General features: G+C 70.6%; 14 protein-coding genes, 1 tRNA gene and 1 rRNA gene. 13 read left to right on the top strand and 3 right to left on the bottom strand.

All coding sequences use genetic code 11. From position 1 onward, the window contains the following. From rrf to AB0E07_RS20490, 3 genes are all read left to right on the top strand, one after another. A 5S ribosomal RNA gene (rrf, locus tag AB0E07_RS20500) occupies window positions 1–91 on the top strand; the annotation flags it as partial. A 116-nt stretch (window positions 92–207) separates the two neighbouring features. After that, window positions 208–870, top strand: a complete 663-nt coding sequence (locus tag AB0E07_RS20495; RefSeq protein ID WP_362253740.1) for a DegT/DnrJ/EryC1/StrS family aminotransferase — start codon at window positions 208–210, stop codon at window positions 868–870. A gap of 92 nt (window positions 871–962) precedes the next feature. Further along, window positions 963–1,035 (top strand) — tRNA-Thr (locus AB0E07_RS20490). Between the two features lie 74 nt (window positions 1,036–1,109). On the opposite strand, the gene AB0E07_RS20485 is transcribed toward AB0E07_RS20490, so the two are convergent. Then, window positions 1,110–3,857, bottom strand: coding sequence for a SpoIIE family protein phosphatase (locus AB0E07_RS20485; RefSeq protein WP_362253726.1), 2,748 nt, complete (start codon window positions 3,855–3,857; stop codon window positions 1,110–1,112). A 437-nt stretch (window positions 3,858–4,294) separates the two neighbouring features. On the opposite strand from AB0E07_RS20485, the gene AB0E07_RS20480 reads away from it, so the two are divergent. The 10 genes from AB0E07_RS20480 (at window position 4,295) to AB0E07_RS20435 (ending at window position 18,940) form a co-directional block, all read left to right on the top strand. Continuing rightward, on the top strand, window positions 4,295–9,688 hold the full coding sequence (locus tag AB0E07_RS20480) for a HAMP domain-containing protein (protein ID WP_362253723.1): 5,394 nt from the start codon (window positions 4,295–4,297) through the stop codon (window positions 9,686–9,688). Between the two features lie 331 nt (window positions 9,689–10,019). Then, window positions 10,020–10,700 carry a response regulator gene (locus AB0E07_RS20475; protein ID WP_362253720.1) on the top strand — a complete coding sequence of 227 codons (681 nt, stop codon included), beginning with the start codon at window positions 10,020–10,022 and terminating at the stop codon, window positions 10,698–10,700. Window positions 10,701–10,834: 134 nt separating this feature from the next. Next, window positions 10,835–13,537: a DNA translocase FtsK gene (locus AB0E07_RS20470; RefSeq protein ID WP_362253717.1), complete on the top strand. Its 2,703-nt coding sequence runs from the start codon at window positions 10,835–10,837 to the stop codon at window positions 13,535–13,537. 243 nt (window positions 13,538–13,780) lie between these two features. Further along, window positions 13,781–14,617, top strand: a complete 837-nt coding sequence (locus AB0E07_RS20465; protein WP_362253713.1) for a RodZ domain-containing protein — start codon at window positions 13,781–13,783, stop codon at window positions 14,615–14,617. An 86-nt stretch (window positions 14,618–14,703) separates the two neighbouring features. Continuing rightward, complete coding sequence (gene rimO, locus AB0E07_RS20460) at window positions 14,704–16,176, top strand: 30S ribosomal protein S12 methylthiotransferase RimO (protein ID WP_362253710.1); 1,473 nt, start codon at window positions 14,704–14,706, stop codon at window positions 16,174–16,176. Then, window positions 16,173–16,886, top strand: coding sequence for a CDP-diacylglycerol--glycerol-3-phosphate 3-phosphatidyltransferase (gene pgsA / locus AB0E07_RS20455; protein WP_362253707.1), 714 nt, complete (start codon window positions 16,173–16,175; stop codon window positions 16,884–16,886). Before rimO ends, pgsA begins: the two co-directional genes overlap by 4 nt. Further along, window positions 16,883–17,428, top strand: coding sequence for a CinA family protein (locus tag AB0E07_RS20450; RefSeq protein ID WP_362253704.1), 546 nt, complete (start codon window positions 16,883–16,885; stop codon window positions 17,426–17,428). Before pgsA ends, AB0E07_RS20450 begins: the two co-directional genes overlap by 4 nt. 109 nt (window positions 17,429–17,537) lie before the next feature. Continuing rightward, window positions 17,538–17,918: a helix-turn-helix transcriptional regulator gene (locus AB0E07_RS20445; protein ID WP_015657463.1), complete on the top strand. Its 381-nt coding sequence runs from the start codon at window positions 17,538–17,540 to the stop codon at window positions 17,916–17,918. Between the two features lie 164 nt (window positions 17,919–18,082). Next, on the top strand, window positions 18,083–18,553 hold the full coding sequence (locus AB0E07_RS20440) for a DNA starvation/stationary phase protection protein (protein ID WP_362253700.1): 471 nt from the start codon (window positions 18,083–18,085) through the stop codon (window positions 18,551–18,553). Between the two features lie 111 nt (window positions 18,554–18,664). Continuing rightward, window positions 18,665–18,940, top strand: coding sequence for a hypothetical protein (locus AB0E07_RS20435; protein WP_362253698.1), 276 nt, complete (start codon window positions 18,665–18,667; stop codon window positions 18,938–18,940). Here AB0E07_RS20435 and AB0E07_RS20430 read toward each other — a convergent pair. Further along, on the bottom strand, window positions 18,888–19,652 hold the full coding sequence (locus AB0E07_RS20430) for an SDR family NAD(P)-dependent oxidoreductase (protein WP_362253695.1): 765 nt from the start codon (window positions 19,650–19,652) through the stop codon (window positions 18,888–18,890). The two genes, AB0E07_RS20435 and AB0E07_RS20430, sit on opposite strands and share 53 nt — an antisense overlap. Before the next feature lie 32 nt (window positions 19,653–19,684). Next, the gene (locus AB0E07_RS20425) at window positions 19,685–20,509 is read right to left on the bottom strand and encodes a DNA-formamidopyrimidine glycosylase family protein (RefSeq protein WP_362253692.1); all 825 of its coding nucleotides are present in this window, start codon (window positions 20,507–20,509) and stop codon (window positions 19,685–19,687) included. Window positions 20,510–20,526 lie beyond the last annotated feature (17 nt).

The following is a 20,526-nucleotide window of genomic DNA, read 5'->3' as shown; positions in this document are numbered from 1 at the left end:
GCCCGGTTACATTCCGAACCCGGAAGCTAAGCCTCACAGCGCCGATGGTACTGCAGGGGGGACCCTGTGGGAGAGTAGGACGCCGCCGAACAAATTTTGATAAAGGGTTGGACCCAGGACTTCGGTTCTGGGTCCAACCCTTTTTTGCTGTCCGTCACTTGAAGTTCACGTTGCGGAACCACCATCCGTTTCATGGGTACTGCTGCAATGCTCAGGGCCGCCGGCGTCGGAGTCGGTGACGAGGTCGTCGTGCCGGCCTTCGGGAACGCAGATGTCGCCGAGGCCGTGATCCTGGCCGGTGCGCTTCCGGTGTTCGCCGACATAGATCCCGTGACGTACTGCTTGGACGCGCAGGCTGTCGAAGCGGTCGTCACCGCCAGGACCGCCGCTGTCGTCGTCGTGCACCGCTTCGGCAGGTCCGCCGACATCGCGCGGCTGCACGCACTGGGACAGCGGCACGGGCTCCTCGTGCTGGAGCAGGGGGAGTCCGAGGCGCCGTACGACGAGATCGCCCAGCGGCGGCAGCGGGCCGCCTACCTGGACGCGAAGCTGAAGGGTGTCCGCACGCCCGACGGGGGCGACGGGCACACCTACCAGCAGTACGTCGTGCGCGTACCCGGCAACGGTCGGCCCGACCGGGACGCCTTCGCTCGCGCCGTACGGGCCCGCGGTGTTGACTGCTCGGTGCCGGTGAAGACGCCCGTGCACCGGTTGCCCGAGTTCCGTCGCTGCGTGTCCCTGCCGGAGACCGAGCGGGCCGCCGACGAGACGCTCACACTGCCCGTCGACGCCGTGCTGACGCGCCGGGACATGCACCGCATCGTCTCCGCGTGCAACGCGCTGGGTGGTCTGTTGCAGGCCGCGGTGTAGTGATCGCCGCGGCTGAGGACCTGGTTCGAAGCACGCGCGAATTCAGGGTATGATCTCTCTTGTTGCCGCGCGGGAGACCGCGAAGGGAACAGGCCCCTATAGCTCAGTCGGTAGAGCGTCTCCATGGTAAGGAGAAGGTCAACGGTTCGATTCCGTTTGGGGGCTCAAGAAGAAGAGGCCTCCGCCCTCGTGGGCGGGGGCCTTTCTCATGTCCCCGGTGGCCCGGGGACCTTGAGGTCTCAGTCCGTGTGGAGGCCGGGCACGCGCATCGCCAGGATCGCCATGTCGTCGGACGGGGCGTCCGAGGCGAAGCGCTCGACGGCGCGCATGATGCGCGCGGCGACCGCGCCGGCCGTCAGCCCCGTACAGGTCGTCAGGACGTCGCTGAGGCCGTCGTCGCCGAGCATGCGGGTGCCTTCGCGGCGCTCGGTGACGCCGTCCGTGACGCAGAGCAGGACGTCTCCGGGATCGAGGGTGACCGTCTGCTCGTAGAGCTCCAGGTCCTCCATCACGCCGAGCAGCGGCTGGGGTTCGGCGGCCGGTTCGACCGTGCCGTCCTGGCGCAGGCGGAGCGGGAGCGGGTGGCCGGCGCAGACCACCTTGAGTTCGGCGCTGCCGTCCTCCTGGGGGCGCATCTCGCCGTACAGGAGGGTCAGGAAGCGGCTGCGGGCGCCCTCGTCGAGGATCGCGGAGTTGAGGCGCTCCAGGACCGCCGGGCCGCTGAGGCCCTCGCGGGCGAGGAGCCGCAGGGCGTGGCGGGCGAGGCCGGTCACCGCGGCCGCGTTCGGGCCGGTGCCGCAGACGTCGCCGATGGCGAAGCCGTACGCGCCGTCGCTGATCGGGAAGAGGTCGTAGAAGTCACCGCCGACCTCGTTGCCCTCGCCGGCCGCGCGGTAGATGACCTCGACCTCGACGCCGTCGATCTCGGGGAGTTCCGGCGGCAGGAGGCTGCGCTGGAGCGACTGGCTGATGGCCGTGCGCTCCGAGTACAGGCGGGCGTTGTCCAGGGCGAGGGCGGCCCGGCGGGAGAGGTCCTCCGCCAACTCCAGGATCTCCTGGCGGAAGTGTTCGTCCGTCGGCTTGCCGAGGGTCAGCATGCCGATGACACGGTTGCGGGCCACCAGGGGCAGGACGACGGTCTCGCCGCCCACGGCCGAGGCGGTGGCGAGGGTCGGGCCGATGCCCGAACCGGTCCGGGGGAGTGTCTCGCCCAGGCCGAGGCTGCGCATGGAGGAGCGCAGGGCCGCCTGGTGGGCCGCCTCGGCGGGCGCGGGCCAGATGCGGGCGCCCGGGGTGGGCACCGGGTCGGGCGGGGCGATCTTGGAGAGCAACGACTTGATGCCGTCGATGAGTTCCTCGTCCTCGTGCAGGACGTACGACAGGTAGGGCTCGGAAGCCTGGTCGGCGATCGTGTAGACGGCGCACCAGGTGGCCAGCGTCGGGACCGTCATCTGGGCCATCAGGGCGAGGGTCTGGTCGCGGTCCAGGGTGCCGGCGAGGAGGTCGGAGGCCTCGACCAGGAAGCTCAGGGAGCCGCGGCGCAGGCGTTCCAACTCGCCCAGGCGGGCGGACTCGACGGCCAGGGCGATGCGGTCGGCGGCGAACTGAAGGCGCAGGGCCTCTTCGTTGGAGTATCTGCCGGGGGCCTCGGCCGCGACGCCGAGGGAGCCGGTGAGGCGGCCCTCGACCTTCAGCGGGACGGTCACCACCGAGCGCATCCCGGTGCCGCCGAGCAGGGGGACGGCACCCGGGACGGCGGACAGGTCGTCGTGGACGGCCGGCATGCGCGCGGAGCCGTAGCGGCCGGGGCCCGCCTCGACGGGCACGCGCGCGAAGCGCTGGCGGGCGCTGGGCAGGCCGGTGGAGGCGCGGACCTCCAACTCGGTCTCGTCGTCGGTCGCCAGGAGCAGGAAGGCGGAGTCGCCGTCGAGCATGTCGCGGGCGCGCTCCACGGTGCGCTGGAGGAGACCGTCGAGGTCGTCCGGGGCGGGCGAGCCGATGAACACCTCGAAGGGGTCGGCGCTCTGTCCCTCGCCGGACCCGCTGTCGGAGGCCGGCATGCGCAACGGCGTCTGAAGGACCGCGCGTTCGTTGTCCCGGACCAGGAGGCAGACCGTGGAGGGGTCGCCGTCGGTGTCGCGGACCCGGAGGTGGGAGGCGTAGACCGGGGTGATCCGGCCGCTGGCGCCGCGGATGCCGTAGCTGCCCTCCCAGCGGGACAGTTGGAGGGCTTCCGCGATACCGGTGCTGGTGCCGGGGGTGTGCGGCCAGGCGGCGAAGTCGGTGAGGGGTTTGCCGGTGACCTGCTCCGCTGCGTAGCCGAAGAGTTCCTCGGCGTCCTCGTTCCAGGCGGAGACGGAGCCGGTGCGGTCGATCTGGATGACGGCGACGCGGACCCGGCCGTCGGCGAGGGGGAGGAGGTCGGCGGGGAGGGAGGGGCCGGCCGCCCTGGTGCCCACCGGGCGTTGGGGGAGGTCCAGTTGGAACCAGACCTGCTTGTGGGTGGGGGCGTACTCCACGCCCCAGCGGCCGGCCAGGGCCGCGCACAGCTGGAGGCCGCGGCCGCCCTCGCGGTCGAGGCTGCCCATGTTGACGGCGGCGCCCTGGAGCGGCACCTCGCGCTCCGGGTAGCGGTCCGCGACCTCGATGCGCACGCCGTCCTCGGAGCGCAGGCACAGCACGTCGGCGGAAGTGCCCGCGTGCACCACGGCATTGGTGACCAGTTCGCTGGTGAGGACGACGGCGTCGTCGACGATGTCGGCGAACCCCCAGCCCTGGAGGGTGTCCCGGACGAAGGAGCGGGCGCTCGCGACCGATCGTCCGACGGGCTCGAAGCTGGCGGCCGCGCGCGCGGTGATCACTGAACTCCTCGACCGGTTGTCGACGTGCAGGGCTCCGTGGCCGACCGGCTCCTGCCGCTGATGCGGCAGGCCGCCCTTCGGCCGGGGTTCCGAGGGCTGCTCCCCCGGGATCAGTCCGGTGGTCATGTTGTGCGGCCGCCCCTCCGATGCCCGCTCGTTTCCGTGCCACCGCCCTAGCCGGACGGACCGGTGCGGCTGGACAGCCGCTGCCAAGGTTACTTACCTTCGCCGTCCACGCGGATGCCGGTCTGCAGTGTTTCCGCCCGGAGGGTGTGCGGACGGTGTGCGAAGCTGCCGAACTGTTATGGCCGGGTTCGGCCGGGGTGAAACACTGGGCAGGCTTCTTGTGATGGTCCGGGCAGCCTGAGTGGGCCCGGTGCCCCGCGGGCAGCAGCCCGTGGTGCGGACTGATGCATCGGGCAGGATGACGCAGCAGCAACCGGCGTATCGAACAGGTGTGCCGGGAGTACGGCAGTGACGGTCGACCCCCGCGGGAGGGACACGTGGAGTCTGGCGCAGCGACGCGGGGCACGAAGGCGCGCGCGAAAGGCGGACAGGCCCAGATGAACCAGCGCAAACCGCGTGGCGGTACCACCGCGGTGGACACGGCCGCGCTGAACCGCCTGCTGGCGGCCCTGGTGTCGATGCGGGAGGGCAACTTCCGCAAGCGGCTCACGGTGTCCGGCGACGACGTGATGTCGGAGATCGCCGCGGTCTTCAACGAGGTGGCCGACCGTAATCTGCATCTCACCGGTGAGCTGTCCCGCGTGCGGCGTACGGTGGGCCGCGAGGGCAAGCTCACGGAGCGGCTGGAGACGGGCGCCTGCGAGGGCTCCTGGGCGGCCGCGATCGACAACTCCAACGCGCTGGTCGACGATCTCGTACGGCCCGTCTCGGAGGTCGGACGGGTCCTGACGGCGGTCGCCGAGGGTGATCTGTCGCCGCGCATGGAGCTGCGGACGCAGGCTCCGGACGGTGCCGGGCATCCGCTGCGCGGGGAGTTCCTGAAGGTCGGCCGTACCGTCAACAATCTGGTCGACCAGCTGTCCACGTTCACCGACGAGGTCACCCGGGTGGCCAGCGAGGTCGGTACCGAGGGCAAGCTCGGCGGGCAGGCGCGGGTGCGGGGCATGTCGGGTTCGTGGAAGGACCTGACGGACTCCGTCAACACCATGGCGTACCGGCTGACCGCGCAGGTGCGGGACATCGCGCTGGTGACCACGGCCGTGGCCAAGGGTGACCTGTCGCGGAAGGTCACCGTCCATGTGGCCGGCGAGATGCTGGAGCTGAAGAACACCGTCAACACGATGGTGGACCAGCTGTCGTCGTTCTCCTCCGAGGTGACCCGGGTGGCCCGCGAGGTGGGCACCGAGGGTGAGCTGGGCGGGCAGGCGCAGGTGCCGGGTGTGGCCGGGGTGTGGAAGGACCTCACCGATTCGGTGAACCTGATGGCCGGCAACCTCACGGCCCAGGTGCGCGGTATCTCACAGGTCACCACGGCCGTCGCCAACGGTGATCTGTCGCAGAAGGTGACCGTGTCGGCGCGCGGCGAGGTCGCGCAGCTCGCGGACACCATCAACCAGATGACCGAGACGCTGCGGATCTTCGCGGACGAGGTCACGCGTGTGGCGAACGAGGTCGGTGCCGAGGGCCAGCTGGGCGGCCAGGCCAATGTGCCGGGTGCCGCGGGCACCTGGAAGGACCTCACCGACTCCGTCAACACGGTCTTCCGGAACCTGACCATCCAGGTGCGGGACATCGCCGCCGTGACCACCGCGGTGGCCAGCGGTGACCTCTCGCAGAAGGTCACCGTCGACGTGGCCGGCGAGATGCTGGAGCTGAAGAACACCGTCAACGGCATGGTCGACCAGCTGTCGTCCTTCGGCTCCGAGGTCACGCGCGTGGCCCGGGAGGTCGGTGTCGAGGGCGAGCTGGGCGGGCAGGCGCAGGTGCCCGGGGCCGCGGGAACGTGGAAGGACCTGACGGACTCCGTCAACACCGCGTTCCGGAACCTCACCGGGCAGGTGCGCAACATCGCCCAGGTGACGACGGCGGTGGCCAACGGCGACCTGTCGCAGAAGGTCACCGTGGACGTCTCCGGCGAGATGCTCCAGCTGAAGAACACCGTGAACACGATGGTGGACCAGCTCTCGGCCTTCGCCGACCAGGTGACCCGGATGGCCCGGGACGTGGGCACCGAGGGCCGCCTGGGCGGTCAGGCGGTCGTGCCGGGCGTGTCGGGCACCTGGAAGGAGCTGACCGACTCCGTCAACTTCATGGGTGGCAACCTCACCTCGCAGGTGCGGCAGATCGCCCAGGTGACGACGGCCGTGGCGCGCGGCGACCTCTCCCAGAAGATCGACGTGGACGCGCGCGGCGAGATCCTGGAGCTGAAGAACACCATCAACACGATGGTCGACCAGCTCTCCGGCTTCGCCGAGCAGGTGACCCGGGTGGCCCGCGAGGTGGGCACCGAGGGCCGCCTCGGCGGACAGGCGCAGGTGCCCGGCGTGGCCGGTGTGTGGCGCGACCTGACCGACTCCGTGAACGGCATGGCCGGCAACCTCACCGCCCAGGTCCGCAACATCGCGCAGGTCGCCACCGCGGTGGCCCGGGGTGATCTGTCCCAGAAGATCACCGTGGACGCCCGCGGGGAGATCCTGGAGCTGAAGAACACCCTGAACACGATGGTGGACCAGCTGTCGTCCTTCGCGGAGGAGGTCACCCGGGTCGCCCGTGAGGTGGGTACGGAGGGGCAGCTCGGCGGGCAGGCCGAGGTGCAGGGTGTCTCCGGCACCTGGAAGGACCTCACCCAGTCCGTGAACTTCATGGCGAACAACCTGACCATCCAGGTGCGCAACATCGCCGAGGTCACGACCGCGGTGGCCAAGGGCGACCTGTCGAAGAAGATCACCGTCGACGCGAAGGGCGAGATCCTCGAACTCGTCACCACCGTCAACACGATGGTGGACCAGCTGTCCTCTTTCGCCGAGCAGGTGACCCGGGTGGCCCGCGAGGTGGGCACCGAGGGCATCCTGGGCGGCCAGGCCCATGTGCCCGGTGTGGTCGGCATCTGGAAGGACCTCAGCGACAACGTCAACCTGATGGCCAAGAACCTGACCATGCAGGTGCGGAACATCTCCCAGGTCGCGGCGGCCGTCGCCAACGGTGACCTGACCCGGACGGTGACGATCGAGGCGCGCGGCGAGGTGCAGCAGCTCGCCGACACCTTCAACACCATGGTGAAGACGCTGAGTTCGTTCGCCGACCAGGTCACCAAGGTGGCCCGCGAGGTGGGCACGGACGGCATCCTGGGCGGTCAGGCGCACGTGCCGGGTGTGGCGGGCACGTGGAAGGACCTCACCGACTCGGTGAACGGCATGGCGTCCAACCTGACCGGTCAGGTGCGGAACATCGCCATGGTCACCACCGCCATCGCCAAGGGCGACCTGACGAAGAAGATCGACATCGACGCCCGGGGCGAGATCCTGGAGCTGAAGACGACCATCAACACGATGGTGGACCAGCTGTCGTCCTTCGCGGAGGAGGTCACCCGGGTCGCCCGCGAGGTGGGTACCGAAGGGCAGCTCGGCGGCCAGGCACGCGTGCGGGACGTCGACGGCACCTGGCGCGACCTCACCGAGTCGGTGAACGAGATGGCCGGGAACCTGACCCGGCAGGTGCGCGCCATCGCGCGCGTGGCGACCGCGGTGACCCGCGGCGATCTGAACCTGAAGATCGACGTCGACGCCTCCGGCGAGATCCAGGAGCTCCAGGACTACATCAACAAGATGATCGCCAACCTGCGGGACACCACGATCGCCAACAAGGAGCAGGACTGGCTCAAGGGCAACCTGGCCCGGATCTCGGCGCTGATGCAGGGCCGCCGCGACCTCCAGGACGTGGCCTCGCTGATCATGAGCGAGCTGACCCCGGTGGTCTCGGCGCAGCACGGCGCGTTCTTCCTGGCCATGCCCGACGCGACCCAGACCGCCGAGGACCAGTACGAGCTGCGGATGCTGGGCTCGTACGGCTACTCGATGGGGTCCATGCCGACCTCGTTCCGGCCCGGTGAGGCGCTGGTCGGGACGGCGGCGCAGGAGAAGCGCACGATCCTGGTGGAGAACGCGCCCAGCGGCTATCTGAAGATCTCCTCCGGGCTCGGCGAGGCACCGCCCGCGCAGGTGATCGTCCTGCCGGTGCTGTTCGAGGGCCAGGTGCTCGGAGTGATCGAGCTGGCCTCGTTCACCGCGTTCACGCAGATCCAGAAGGACTTCCTGAACCAGATCGCGGAGATGATCGCGACCAGCGTCAACACCATCTCCGTCAACACCAAGACCGAGCAGCTGCTGAAGCAGTCGCAGGAGCTGACCGAGCAACTCCAGGAGCGGTCGGCGGAGTTGGAGAACCGGCAGAAGGCGCTCCAGGCGTCCAACGCCGAACTGGAGGACAAGGCCGAGCTGCTGGCCCAGCAGAACCGTGACATCGAGGTGAAGAACACCGAGATCGAGGAGGCGCGGCAGGTCCTGGAGGAGCGCGCCGAGCAACTCGCGGTGTCGATGCGCTACAAGAGCGAGTTCCTCGCCAACATGTCGCACGAGCTGCGCACCCCGCTCAACTCGCTGCTGATCCTGGCCAAGCTGCTCGCCGACAACGCCGAGGGGAATCTCTCCCCGAAGCAGGTCGAGTTCGCCGAGACGATCCACGGCGCGGGTTCCGACCTGCTCCAGCTGATCAACGACATCCTGGACCTGTCCAAGGTCGAGGCCGGGAAGATGGACGTCTCCCCGACACGCATCGCCCTGGTCCAGCTGGTGGACTACGTGGAGGCGACCTTCCGGCCGCTGACCGCGGAGAAGGGCCTGGACCTGTCGGTCCGGGTCTCCCCGGAGCTGCCCGCGACGCTCCACACCGACGAGCAGCGGCTCCTCCAGGTGCTGCGCAACCTGCTGTCCAACGCGGTGAAGTTCACCGACTCCGGGTCGGTCGAACTGGTCATCCGGCCGGCCGCGGCGGACGTTCCGGTCGCGATCCGGGAGCAGTTGCTGGAGACCGGTTCGCTGCGGGACGCGGACGCCGGGCTGATCGCGTTCTCGGTGACCGACACCGGCATCGGGATCGCCGCCAGCAAGATGCGGGTGATCTTCGAGGCGTTCAAGCAGGCCGACGGCACGACCAGCCGCAAGTACGGCGGTACGGGCCTGGGGCTGTCGATCTCCCGGGAGATCGCGCAGCTCCTCGGCGGCGAGATCCACGCGCAGAGCGAACCGGGCCGCGGCTCGACCTTCACCCTGTACCTGCCGCTGCACCCGAGCGAGCTGCCGCCGCAGGGGTACCAGCAGGCGATGCCCGCCCTGGAGGCCGGTGACCTGGTGGCGTCCGCGGCCGAGTTGTCCGAGCTGGCCGAGGCGGAGATCGAGACGCCGGCCGAGGTGAAGTCGTACCGGGAGACGCAGAACGGTGCCGCCGCGCTGTTCCGGCGCCGTCGCCGGCCCGAGCTGGAGCCCCGGCCTGCCCCGCAGGAGCAGTGGCCGTCGGTGGAGCGGGAGCCCGCGCCGCAGGTGCGCCGGGGCATCCGGTTCGGCGGCGAGAAGGTGCTGATCGTCGACGACGACATCCGCAACGTCTTCGCGCTCACCAGCGTCCTGGAGCAGCACGGCCTGTCGGTGCTGTACGCCGAGAACGGCCGTGAGGGCATCGAGGTGCTGGAGCAGCACGACGACGTGGCGGTCGTCCTGATGGACATCATGATGCCGGAGATGGACGGCTACGCGACGACCACGGCGATCCGCAGGATGCCGCAGTTCGCCGGGCTGCCGATCATCGCGCTGACCGCCAAGGCGATGAAGGGCGACCGGGAGAAGGCGATCGAGTCGGGCGCCTCCGACTACGTCACCAAGCCCGTCGACCCGGACCACCTGCTGTCGGTGATGGAGCAGTGGATGCGGGAGGAGTGACGGGATCGGTCGGGCTTCGTACGGGCCCCGTGAGCATGCCGTCACCTGGGCGTGCGGCGTCCTACGGTGTTCACACGGAGTACCCGACCCGCTGTGCCGGAAGTCGTGTAGAGGGGCGGGAAACGGGGAACGTTCTGGTCTCCTGCCGCGTTTCTGGTAAGTGCACAGTGACATCGCGGTGACAGGGTGTGGCGACGGGCGGGGTGCGGCTACCATGACCGGCACGAGGACGGGCGGCGCAAGGGAGTCGTCCCCCGGGGCGGCGCCGGTCGGTGCTGCCCCGAGTCCTGCGGACAGGGGAGGCCCCATGCCGGGGCGAGGAGGGCGGGCCATGGTGCAGAAGGCCAAGATCCTCCTGGTCGATGACCGGCCGGAGAATCTGCTGGCGCTGGAGGCGATCCTCTCTGCGCTCGATCAGACCCTGGTCCGGGCATCGTCCGGGGAGGAAGCGTTGAAAGCGCTGCTCACGGACGACTTCGCGGTCATTCTGCTGGATGTGCAGATGCCGGGGATGGACGGCTTCGAGACCGCCGCGCACATCAAACGGCGCGAGCGGACCCGGGACATCCCGATCATCTTCCTCACCGCGATCAACCACGGGCCGCACCACACCTTCCGCGGGTACGCGGCGGGCGCGGTCGACTACATCTCCAAGCCGTTCGACCCGTGGGTGCTGCGCGCGAAGGTCTCGGTGTTCGTCGAGCTGTACATGAAGAACTGCCAGCTCAGGGAGCAGGCGGCGCTGCTGCGGCTCCAGTTGGAGGGCGGCGGCAAGGTGGCGGGGACCGAGCCGAAGGAGCCGGCGGGGCTGCTCGCCGAGCTGTCGGCGCGGCTCGCGGCGGTCGAGGAGCAGGCCGAGGCGCTGTCGAAGCAGCTCGACGACGAGTCGGCGGACGCGGCGGCGGTGGCCACGGCGGCCCACCTGGAGCGCAAACTCACCGGACTGCGGCGGGCGCTGGACGCGCTGGAGCCCGGCACCGGCAGCGCCTCCTCGGTGCCCTCGCAGAACTGATGCCCCGATGACGCGTGTTGGAGGCGGCCTCCCGGTGAACGTGCGTCAGTTCAGCGCCGTCACAACGGCGACACGAACGGGTGAAGCAGTGGGCACACGTGTCCGCCGTCGTCTCCACCGGTAATCTCACACCCATGGCCTCACGTCCCTCCGCAGCCAAGAAGCAGCCCGCGAAGAAGGCGGCCGCTCCCGCGAAGGGTCCGGTGAAGAAGGCCGCCGCGAAAAAAGCCCCCGCGAAGAAGGCGCCCGCCAAGAAGGCAGCGGCGGGCCGACCCGCGCCCAAGCCGGCCCCCAGCCCCACCGGGGGCGTCTACCGCCTGGTGCGCGCCCTGTGGCTGGGCCTCGCGCACGCCGTCGGCGCGGTGTTCCGGGGGATAGGGCAGGGCGCCAAGAACCTCGACCCGGCCCACCGCAAGGACGGTGTCGCGCTGCTGCTGCTCGGCCTCGGCCTGATCGTGGCCGCCGGCACCTGGTCCAACCTGCGCGGTCCGGTCGGCGAACTGGTCGAGATGCTGGTGACCGGCGCCTTCGGCCGGCTCGACCTGCTGGTGCCGATCCTGCTCGCGGTGATCGCCGTACGGTTCATCCGCCACCCGGAGAAGCCCGAGGCCAACGGCCGGATCGTGATCGGTCTGTCGGCGCTCGTCATCGGCGTCCTCGGCCAGGTGCACATCGCCTGCGGCTCGCCCGCGCGCAGCGACGGCATGCAGGCGATAAGGGACGCCGGCGGTCTCATCGGCTGGAGCGCGGCGACCCCGCTGACGTACGCGATGGGCGAGGTGCTCGCCGTACCGATGCTGGTCCTGCTCACCGTCTTCGGGCTGCTGGTGGTCACCGCCACCCCGGTCAACGCCATTCCCCAGCGGCTGCGTCAGCTCGGGGTCCGGCTCGGGGTGCTGCACGATCCCGGGGTGTCGGAGTTCGCCGACGACGACGAGCGCTACGACGAGCAGTGGCGTGAGGGGCTGCCCGCGCGCGGCCGCAGGCGCGGCACCCCGCCCGAGGGGTACGACCCGGACGGCGCCGAGCAGGAGGCGCTTACGCAGCGACGGGGCCGTCCCCGCCGGTCGGCCGTCTCCCAGCCCGACATGGGCCGCCCCATGGACGCCGTGGACGTCGCGGCCGCGGCTGCCGCCGCGCTCGACGGGGCGGTGCTGCACGGCATGCCGCCCTCGCCGATCGTCGCCGACCTCACCCAGGGCGTCAGCGTCGGAGACCGCGAGGAGACCACCCCGGCACCGACCCCCGTTCCGGCCGCCCGGCCCCGTCAGGAGCGGCTGCGGGGCGAGGTCGCCGACCTCACCAAACCGGCGCCGGAGGCCCCCGCCGACCTGCCGCCGCGCGCCGAGCAGCTCCAGCTGTCCGGCGACATCACCTACTCACTGCCCTCGCTGGACCTCCTCGCCCGCGGCGGCCCCGGCAAGGCGCGCAGCGCGGCCAACGACGCCGTCGTCGCCTCCCTCACCAACGTCTTCTCCGAGTTCAAGGTCGACGCCGCCGTCACCGGCTTCACCCGCGGCCCGACCGTCACCCGCTACGAGGTCGAACTGGGCCCGGCCGTGAAGGTCGAGCGGATCACCGCGCTGACCAAGAACATCGCCTACGCGGTGGCCAGCCCGGACGTCCGGATCATCTCGCCGATCCCCGGCAAGTCGGCGGTCGGCATCGAGATCCCCAACACCGACCGGGAGATGGTCAACCTCGGTGACGTGCTGCGCCTCGCGGCCGCCGCGGAGGACGACCACCCGATGCTGGTGGCGCTCGGCAAGGACGTCGAGGGCGGCTATGTGATGGCCAACCTGGCGAAGATGCCGCACGTCCTGGTCGCCGGCGCCACCGGTTCGGGCAAGTCGTCCTGCATCAACTGCCTGATCACCTCGATCATGGTCCGGGCGACCCCCGAGGACGTCCGTATGGTCCTCGTCGACCCCAAGCGGGTGGAGCTGACCGCCTACGAGGGCATCCCGCACCTGATCACACCGATCATCACCAACCCCAAGCGGGCCGCCGAGGCCCTCCAGTGGGTCGTGCGGGAGATGGACCTCAGGTACGACGACCTGGCGGCCTACGGGTACCGGCACATCGACGACTTCAACCAGGCGATAAGGGACGGCAAGGTCAAGTCGCCGGAGGGCAGCGAGCGCGAGCTCCAGCCGTACCCGTACCTGCTGGTCATCGTCGACGAGCTCGCCGACCTGATGATGGTCGCGCCGCGGGACGTCGAGGACGCCATCGTGCGCATCACCCAGCTCGCCCGCGCGGCCGGCATCCACCTGGTGCTCGCCACGCAGCGACCCTCCGTCGACGTGGTGACCGGCCTGATCAAGGCGAACGTGCCCTCCCGGCTGGCCTTCGCCACCTCCTCGCTCGCCGACTCGCGCGTCATCCTCGACCAGCCCGGCGCCGAGAAGCTGATCGGCAAGGGCGACGGACTGTTCCTGCCGATGGGGGCCAACAAGCCCACCCGTATGCAGGGCGCGTTCGTCACCGAGGACGAGGTCGCCGCGGTCGTCCAGCACTGCAAGGACCAGATGGCGCCCGTCTTCCGGGACGACGTCACCGTGGGCACCAAGCAGAAGAAGGAGATCGACGAGGACATCGGCGACGACCTGGACCTGCTGTGCCAGGCGGCCGAGCTGGTGGTCTCCACCCAGTTCGGCTCGACGTCCATGCTCCAGCGCAAGCTGCGGGTCGGGTTCGCCAAGGCGGGCCGGCTCATGGACCTGATGGAGTCCCGGAACGTGGTCGGTCCGAGCGAAGGCTCAAAGGCTCGTGATGTTCTTGTGAAGCCTGATGAGCTGGATGGCGTGCTCGCGCAGATCCGCGGGGAGGCTTGAGACGAGGCCGGTGCGGGCGAGCCGCCGATGTCCGATCGTGACTCACCCGTAAGGGATCAGTGAGCAACCGTTTCCCTTCGACGCACGTCAAGTTGAGGGAAGCAAAAAGCTCCCGCCCCACCATCGGTGTGTCCGGCCATACCGATGGCGTACAAAGTCCCACCGTCCGGTTGCCCCTCCCTTTCGCACCCCCCCTAGACTGAACCTCCAGCACAGGTGGCTACACGCTCGAAAGGCGCCCCCGTGTCCATCGGCAACTCCCCTGAAGACGAGCGTCCGTTCGAAGACGTTTCCGACGAATCCCGCACCTCGGTCGGCCGTGCCCTCCAGCAGGCCCGCATTGCTGCCGGGCTGACCGTCGACGACGTCAGCAACGCCACCCGGGTCCGCCTGCCCATCGTCCATGCCATCGAGGCCGACGACTTCGCCCCCTGCGGCGGCGACGTCTACGCCCGCGGCCACATCCGGACCCTGGCCAGGGCTGTCGGCATCGACCCGGGTCCACTCCTCGCCCAGTACGACGCGGACCACGGCGGCCGTCCGGCGCCGACCCCGGCGGCCCCGCTGTTCGAGGCGGAACGCATCCGCCCGGAGCGGCGCGGTCCGAACTGGACCGCCGCCATGGTCGCCGCGATCGTCGCGGTGGTCGGCTTCGTCGGGTTCACCGCCTTCAAGGGCGGCGACGAGGGCGGCTCGGCGCAGGTCGCCGACGGCGCCACGCCGTCCGCCGGCAAGTCCGCCACGTCCGAGCCCAAGACCGAGAAGCCCGAGGACCCCAAGCCCGAGCCCTCGGACAGCGCCATCGCCGCAGCGCCCCAGGACAAGGTGACGGTCAAGGTCAGCGCCCCCGACGGCAAGAGCTGGATCTCCGCCAAGGACCACAACGGCCGGCTCCTCTTCGACGGGCTGCTCCAGCAGGGTGAGTCGAAGACCTTCCAGGACAGCGAGAAGATCAACCTCGTCCTCGGTGACGCGGGCGCGATCCAGCTCTACGTCAACGGCAAGAAGATCGACGACGACTGGCGCCCCGGCGCCGTGGAGCGCCTCACCTACACCAAGGGCGACCCGCAGGTCGGCTGAGAGCGGTGCAGGTCCGTACGGGGTTGGCCAAGATCGGCCAACCCCGTCGACGTGGGGTGTCAGCGAGACAAAGTAGTCTTGAGCCCATGCCTGAACGCCGTACCGTCGCACTCGTCACTCTTGGCTGCGCCCGTAACGAGGTGGACTCGGAGGAGCTCGCAGGCCGCTTGGAGGCGGACGGCTGGGACCTCGTGGAGGACGCCTCCGACGCGGACGTCGCCGTCGTCAACACCTGCGGCTTCGTCGACGCCGCCAAGAAGGACTCCGTGGACGCCCTCCTGGAGGCCAACGATCTCAAGGGCCACGGAAGAACCCAGGCGGTGGTGGCGGTCGGCTGCATGGCCGAGCGGTACGGCAAGGACCTCGCGGAGGCCCTGCCCGAGGCCGACGGCGTCCTCGGCTTCGACGACTACGCGGACATTTCCGACCGCCTCCAGACCATCCTGAGCGGCGGCATCCACGCCTCCCACACCCCACGCGACCGGCGCAAGCTGCTGCCCGTCAGCCCCGCCCTGCGTCAGGAGTCCGCCGCCGAGGTCGCCCTGCCGGGCCACGCCCCGGTGGACCTTCCCGAGGGCCTCGCGCCCGCCTCCGGGCCCCGCGCGCCCCTGCGCCGCCGCCTCGACGGCGCCCCCGTCGCCTCGGTGAAGCTCGCCTCCGGCTGCGACCGGCGCTGCTCCTTCTGCGCCATCCCCTCCTTCCGGGGCTCCTTCATCTCGCGCCGCCCGAGCGACGTGCTGAACGAGACGCGCTGGCTGGCCGAGCAGGGTGTGAAGGAGGTCATGCTGGTCTCCGAGAACAACACCTCCTACGGCAAGGACCTCGGCGACATCCGCCTGCTGGAGTCCCTGCTGCCCGAGCTGGCCGAGGTCGACGGCATCGAGCGGGTCCGGGTGAGCTACCTCCAGCCCGCCGAGATGCGGCCCGGACTGATCGACGTGCTCACCTCCACCCCCAAGGTCGTGCCCTACTTCGACCTCTCCTTCCAGCACTCGGCCCCCGACGTGCTGCGCTCGATGCGCCGCTTCGGCGACACCGACCGCTTCCTGGAGCTGCTCGACACCATCCGGAGCAAGGCCCCCCAGGCGGGCGTGCGCTCCAACTTCATCGTGGGCTTCCCCGGCGAGTCCGAGGCGGACCTGGCCGAGCTGGAGCGTTTCCTCAACCACGCCCGCCTCGACGCCATCGGCGTCTTCGGCTACTCCGACGAGGAGGGCACCGAAGCGGCGACGTACGAGAACAAGCTCGACGTGGACGTGGTCGCCGAGCGGCTGGCGCGGGTCTCGCAGCTGGCCGAGCAGCTGGTCTCGCAGCGCGCCGAGGAACGCGTCGGCGAGACCGTGCGGGTGCTGGTGGAGTCCCTCGACGAGGAGGAGGGCGTGTACGGCCGCGGTGACCACCAGGCGCCGGAGACGGACGGCCAGGTGCTGCTCACGAGCGGCGCGGGGCTGAGGGTCGGCCGTATCGTCGAGGCGAAGGTGGTCGGCACCGAGGGGGTCGACCTGGTGGCCGAGCCGCTCGACGGCGTGCCCGTACCCGGTGAGGAGGGGGCCAGATGACGGGAGTCCCGGCATCCGCCGCGGGCGGTTCCGCCAAGGCGGCGCCGGCCGGCCCGCCCCCCGGTGAGACCGGGGGCGCCAAGCCGGTCCGGGGCGGGAAGATCGCGGCGGCGGCCGTCAACCAGGCCAGCGTCTGGAACATCGCCAACCTGCTGACCATGCTCCGGCTGCTGCTGGTGCCGGCGTTCGTGGCGTTGATGCTGGCCGACGGCGGCTACGACCCGGCGTGGCGCTCGCTCGCCTGGGCGGCCTTCGCCATCGCCATGATCACCGACCTGTTCGACGGTCACCTGGCGCGGACGTACAACCTGGTCACCGACTTCGGGAAGATCGCCGACCCCATCGCCGACAAGGCGATCATGGGCGCGGCGCTGATCTGTCTGTCGGCGCTCGGCGATCTGCCGTGGTGGGTGACGGTGGTGATCCTCGGCCGGGAACTCGGGATCACCCTGATGCGTTTCCTGGTCATCCGGTACGGCGTCATCCCCGCCAGCCGGGGCGGCAAGCTCAAGACCCTCACCCAGGGCGTGGCCGTCGGCATGTACGTGCTGGCACTGACGGGGTGGCTGGCCACCCTGCGGTTCTGGGTGATGGGTGCGGCGGTCGTCCTGACGGTGCTGACCGGGCTGGACTACGTAAGACAGGCCATTGTGCTGCGCAGAGAGGGAATCGCCGCGCGCGAGGCCGCGTTGGAGGAGACGGAAGCGTGAGTTCCCCGGCCGCCGACGTGGTGCGACTACTGATGGTGAGGGGTGAGACCCTCGCCGTCGCTGAATCGCTCACCGGTGGCCTCGTGGCGGCGGAGATCACCGCGGTCCCCGGTGCCTCCAAGGCGTTCCGGGGCTCGGTGACGGCCTACGCCACCGAACTCAAGCACCGCGTGCTGGGCGTCGACCAGACCCTGCTGGAACGGCGGGGCGCGGTGGACGCGCAGGTCGCCGCCCAGATGGCGGCTGGCGTACGGACGGTTCTGGGCGCCGACTGGGGCGTCGCGACCACCGGCGTCGCCGGACCGGACGAGCAGGACGGGCACCCTGTCGGCACCGTCTTCGTGGCCGTGCAGGGACCCCTCGCGGCGCATCCCGGCTCCTTCGGTGGCGGGAAAGTGGCCTCGCTGCGGTTGAACGGCGACCGGGCGGAAATTCGTATGGAGAGTGTACGGAGCGTACTCGCGTTGCTCCTTCAGCAGCTTGCGAGCGAACAGACCGAGAATGAGCGGGCACAGGATACGGAACAGAACGGGGGGTTTTGATGTTTGCAGCCCTGAGTGAACACGACATCGCTCCCCGCACGGCCGCAGCGCGAGGCGGTACGGTGGGGCGTGAAGGATGCGGCTACGCGGTCCGAGGAGGGAGCCACCGATGATTCTGCTCCGTCGCCTGCTGGGTGACGTGCTGCGTCGGCAGCGCCAGCGCCAGGGCCGTACTCTGCGCGAAGTCTCCTCGTCCGCCCGAGTCTCACTCGGCTATCTCTCCGAGGTGGAGCGGGGGCAGAAGGAGGCATCCTCCGAGCTGCTCTCCGCCATCTGCGACGCGCTGGACGTACGGATGTCCGAGCTCATGCGGGAAGTGAGCGACGAGCTCGCCCTCGCCGAGCTGGCCCAGTCTGCTGCGGCCACCCCCAGTGAGCCCGTGCCCACGTCGGTCCGGCCGATGCTGGGTTCCGTCTCGGTGACCGGCGTGCCACCGGAACGGGTGACGATCAAGGCGCCCGCGGAAGCTGTGGACGTGGTCGCCGCGTGAGTCCCACGCGCGAGCATGAGTCGATCGTGCGTTCGATCAGGCGCTGAGGACGTGTGCGAAGCCCCGGCCGGGGCCCCTCCGGAGGACTGGAGAGGCGACGGCCGGGGCTTTCGTGCATCGTGGTGCGGGGGACTCGGGGCCCGCACACCGATCGGAGTATCCGAATGTACGTCGTCAAGAGCCCGTTGCCCGAGGCCGACCTGAAGACCGTGTCCGAGGCGCTGAAGGGCGCCCTCGTCGACCTGGTGGACCTCGCCCTGGTGGCGAAGCAGATCCACTGGAACGTGGTCGGACCGCGCTTCAGGACCGTCCACCTCCAACTGGACGAGGTCGTGGACATCGCGCGGGCCCACTCCGACACGGTCGCCGAACGGGCCTCCGCGCTGGGCGTGCCGCCCGACGGGCGGGCCGCGACGGTGGCAGCGGGCAGCGGCATCGCGGCGGTACGGGACGGCTGGATCAAGGACGTGGACGCGGTGGGGACGCTGGTGGACGCGCTCGGCGCGGTCATCGCCCGGATGCGCGAGCGGATCGAGGCCACCGGTGAGGCCGACCCGGTCAGCCAGGACATCTTCATCACCATCACGGCGGACCTGGAGAAGCACCACTGGATGTTCCAGGCCGAGAACGGGTGATGCCGCGACGGTGACATCGGTCCGCGCTGCTTCCGTGCCCCGCCGATGCGCCCTCCCGGCGGGGGCGGGCGGTGATCTAGCTTCGGGCTGTTCGGGCTGGAGGTGGCGGTCATGGCGGGGATAGCGCGCTGGGGGGCTGCGCTCGGCGCCGGGGCACTGTGGTGGTGGGCCGTGCTGCGGCTCGCCGTGGCGCCGGACGCCGGAGCGGTGGAGGGGGCCATCGCCGCCGGAGGCTGGGGACTGAGTCTGCTGCCGGTGCACTCGGTGCCGAAGGCGCGGGCGGCCGGGGTTCTCGCGGCGGGGCGGTGGGGCCGGGCCTGGCGCACGGGCCGGATCACCACGGCATCGCCACACCCCCGTTCGGACGGAGGATCTGACCCGTCGTGAACGCGGACGCGTCCGAGGCCAGGTAGAGCACCGCGTGGGCCACGTCCTCCGGGGTGCCGACCCGGCCCAGGGGCGCCGTCCTGGCCATGCGTGCCTCGGTGTGCGCCTGTGCCGCCTCGTCGTGGCGGTCGGTCATCGGCGTGCGGATCCAGCCGGGGGCGACGGCGTTCACCCGGATGCCGTAGCGGCCCACCTCGGTGGCGAGGGTCCTGGTCAGCTGGACGACGGCCGCCTTGGCCGCGCCGTAGCAGAGCAGCCCGGGGGCGCCGGTGTCGACGGCGCCCGAGGCCATGGTGACAATGCTGCCCCGGACGCGCTGGGCGAGCATCAGCCGGGCTGCCTCCTGGCAGGCGTGGAGGACCCCCTTGAAGTTGACGCTCAGGACGCGGTCGAGGTCCTCGTCCGTCGTCTCCAGGACCGGGCTGCTGTGCATGATCCCGGCGATCGCGGCCATCACGTCGAGGCGGGCGCAGGAGGCGACCGCCTCCTGGAGGCCGGCCCGGTCCGTGACGTCGAGGTGATGGAGGTGGGCGGTGCCGCCCTCGTCCTTGATCCGGGTCGCCGTGTCGTGCAGCCCGCGCGGGTCGCGGTCCGCGCAGTGCACGGTGGCTCCGGCCGCCGCGAGCAGCACGGCCGAGGCGCGGCCGATGCCGCCGGCGGCTCCGGTGACGAAGGCGGTGCGTCCGGTGAGGTCGTACGCGCTGACGGCCATGGAGGGACCGTACGAGCATGTCTGACGGTCCGTCAATTGGCGGGGCGGCGGTTGCGGCCCGGTGCGGGGGACGGGCCGCTCTGGCAGCTCGGGCACCAGTACGTGGGGCGTTCGCGGGAGCCGTCGCCCTGCTGGGCGGTGCGGATCGGGGTGCGGCAGCGCAGACAGGGGCGCGGGGCCCGGCCGTAGACGAAGAGGTCCTGGCCGCGCAGGCCCGTGGTGCTGCGCGCCGGGCGCTCCCGGTTGGCTTCGAGGAGCTTCTTGGCGAGGACGGGGAGCAGGGACGCGCGCTCGGGCGGGAGGGCGCCGACGGGGAGCCAGGGGGTCACGCCCAGGAGGAAGCACAGCTCGCTCTTGTAGATGTTGCCGATGCCGGCGAGGTTGCGCTGGTCCAGGAGGGCCTCGCCCAGGGCGCGGCCGGGGTCGGCGAGCAGGTTGGCGAGGGCCTGCTCCGGGTTCCAGTCCGGGCCCAGGAGGTCGGGGCCGAGGTGGCCCACGGCGCGGGACTCCTCGCTGGTGCGCAGCAGTTCGAGGACCGGGAGGCGGTAGCCGACGGCCGCCAGGTCGGCGGTGGCGAGGATCGCGCGGATCTGGTGGGCGGGGCCGCCCGTCCAGCGCTGCCCGGCGGCGTAGATCCGCCAGGAGCCCTCCATACCGAGGTGCGAGTGCACGGTCAGGCCGCCCTCGACGCGGGTGAGGAGGTGCTTGCCGCGCGCGGTGACGTCCAGGACGGTGCGGCGGCTGAGGTCGGCCGTGGCGAACTTGGGCACCCGGAAGTCGCTGCGGGTCAGGGTGGTGCCCGCGAGGGCTGTGCGCAGGCGTTTCGCGGCCTGCCAGACCGTGTCACCTTCGGGCATGGGTCAAGGGTGGCATG

It is taken from the genome of Streptomyces sp. NPDC048002, from assembly GCF_040653275.1.
Classification (GTDB): domain Bacteria; phylum Actinomycetota; class Actinomycetes; order Streptomycetales; family Streptomycetaceae; genus Streptomyces.
The sequence above is the reverse complement of the archived record's forward strand: the minus strand, read 5'-3'. Positions and strand labels throughout refer to the sequence as shown.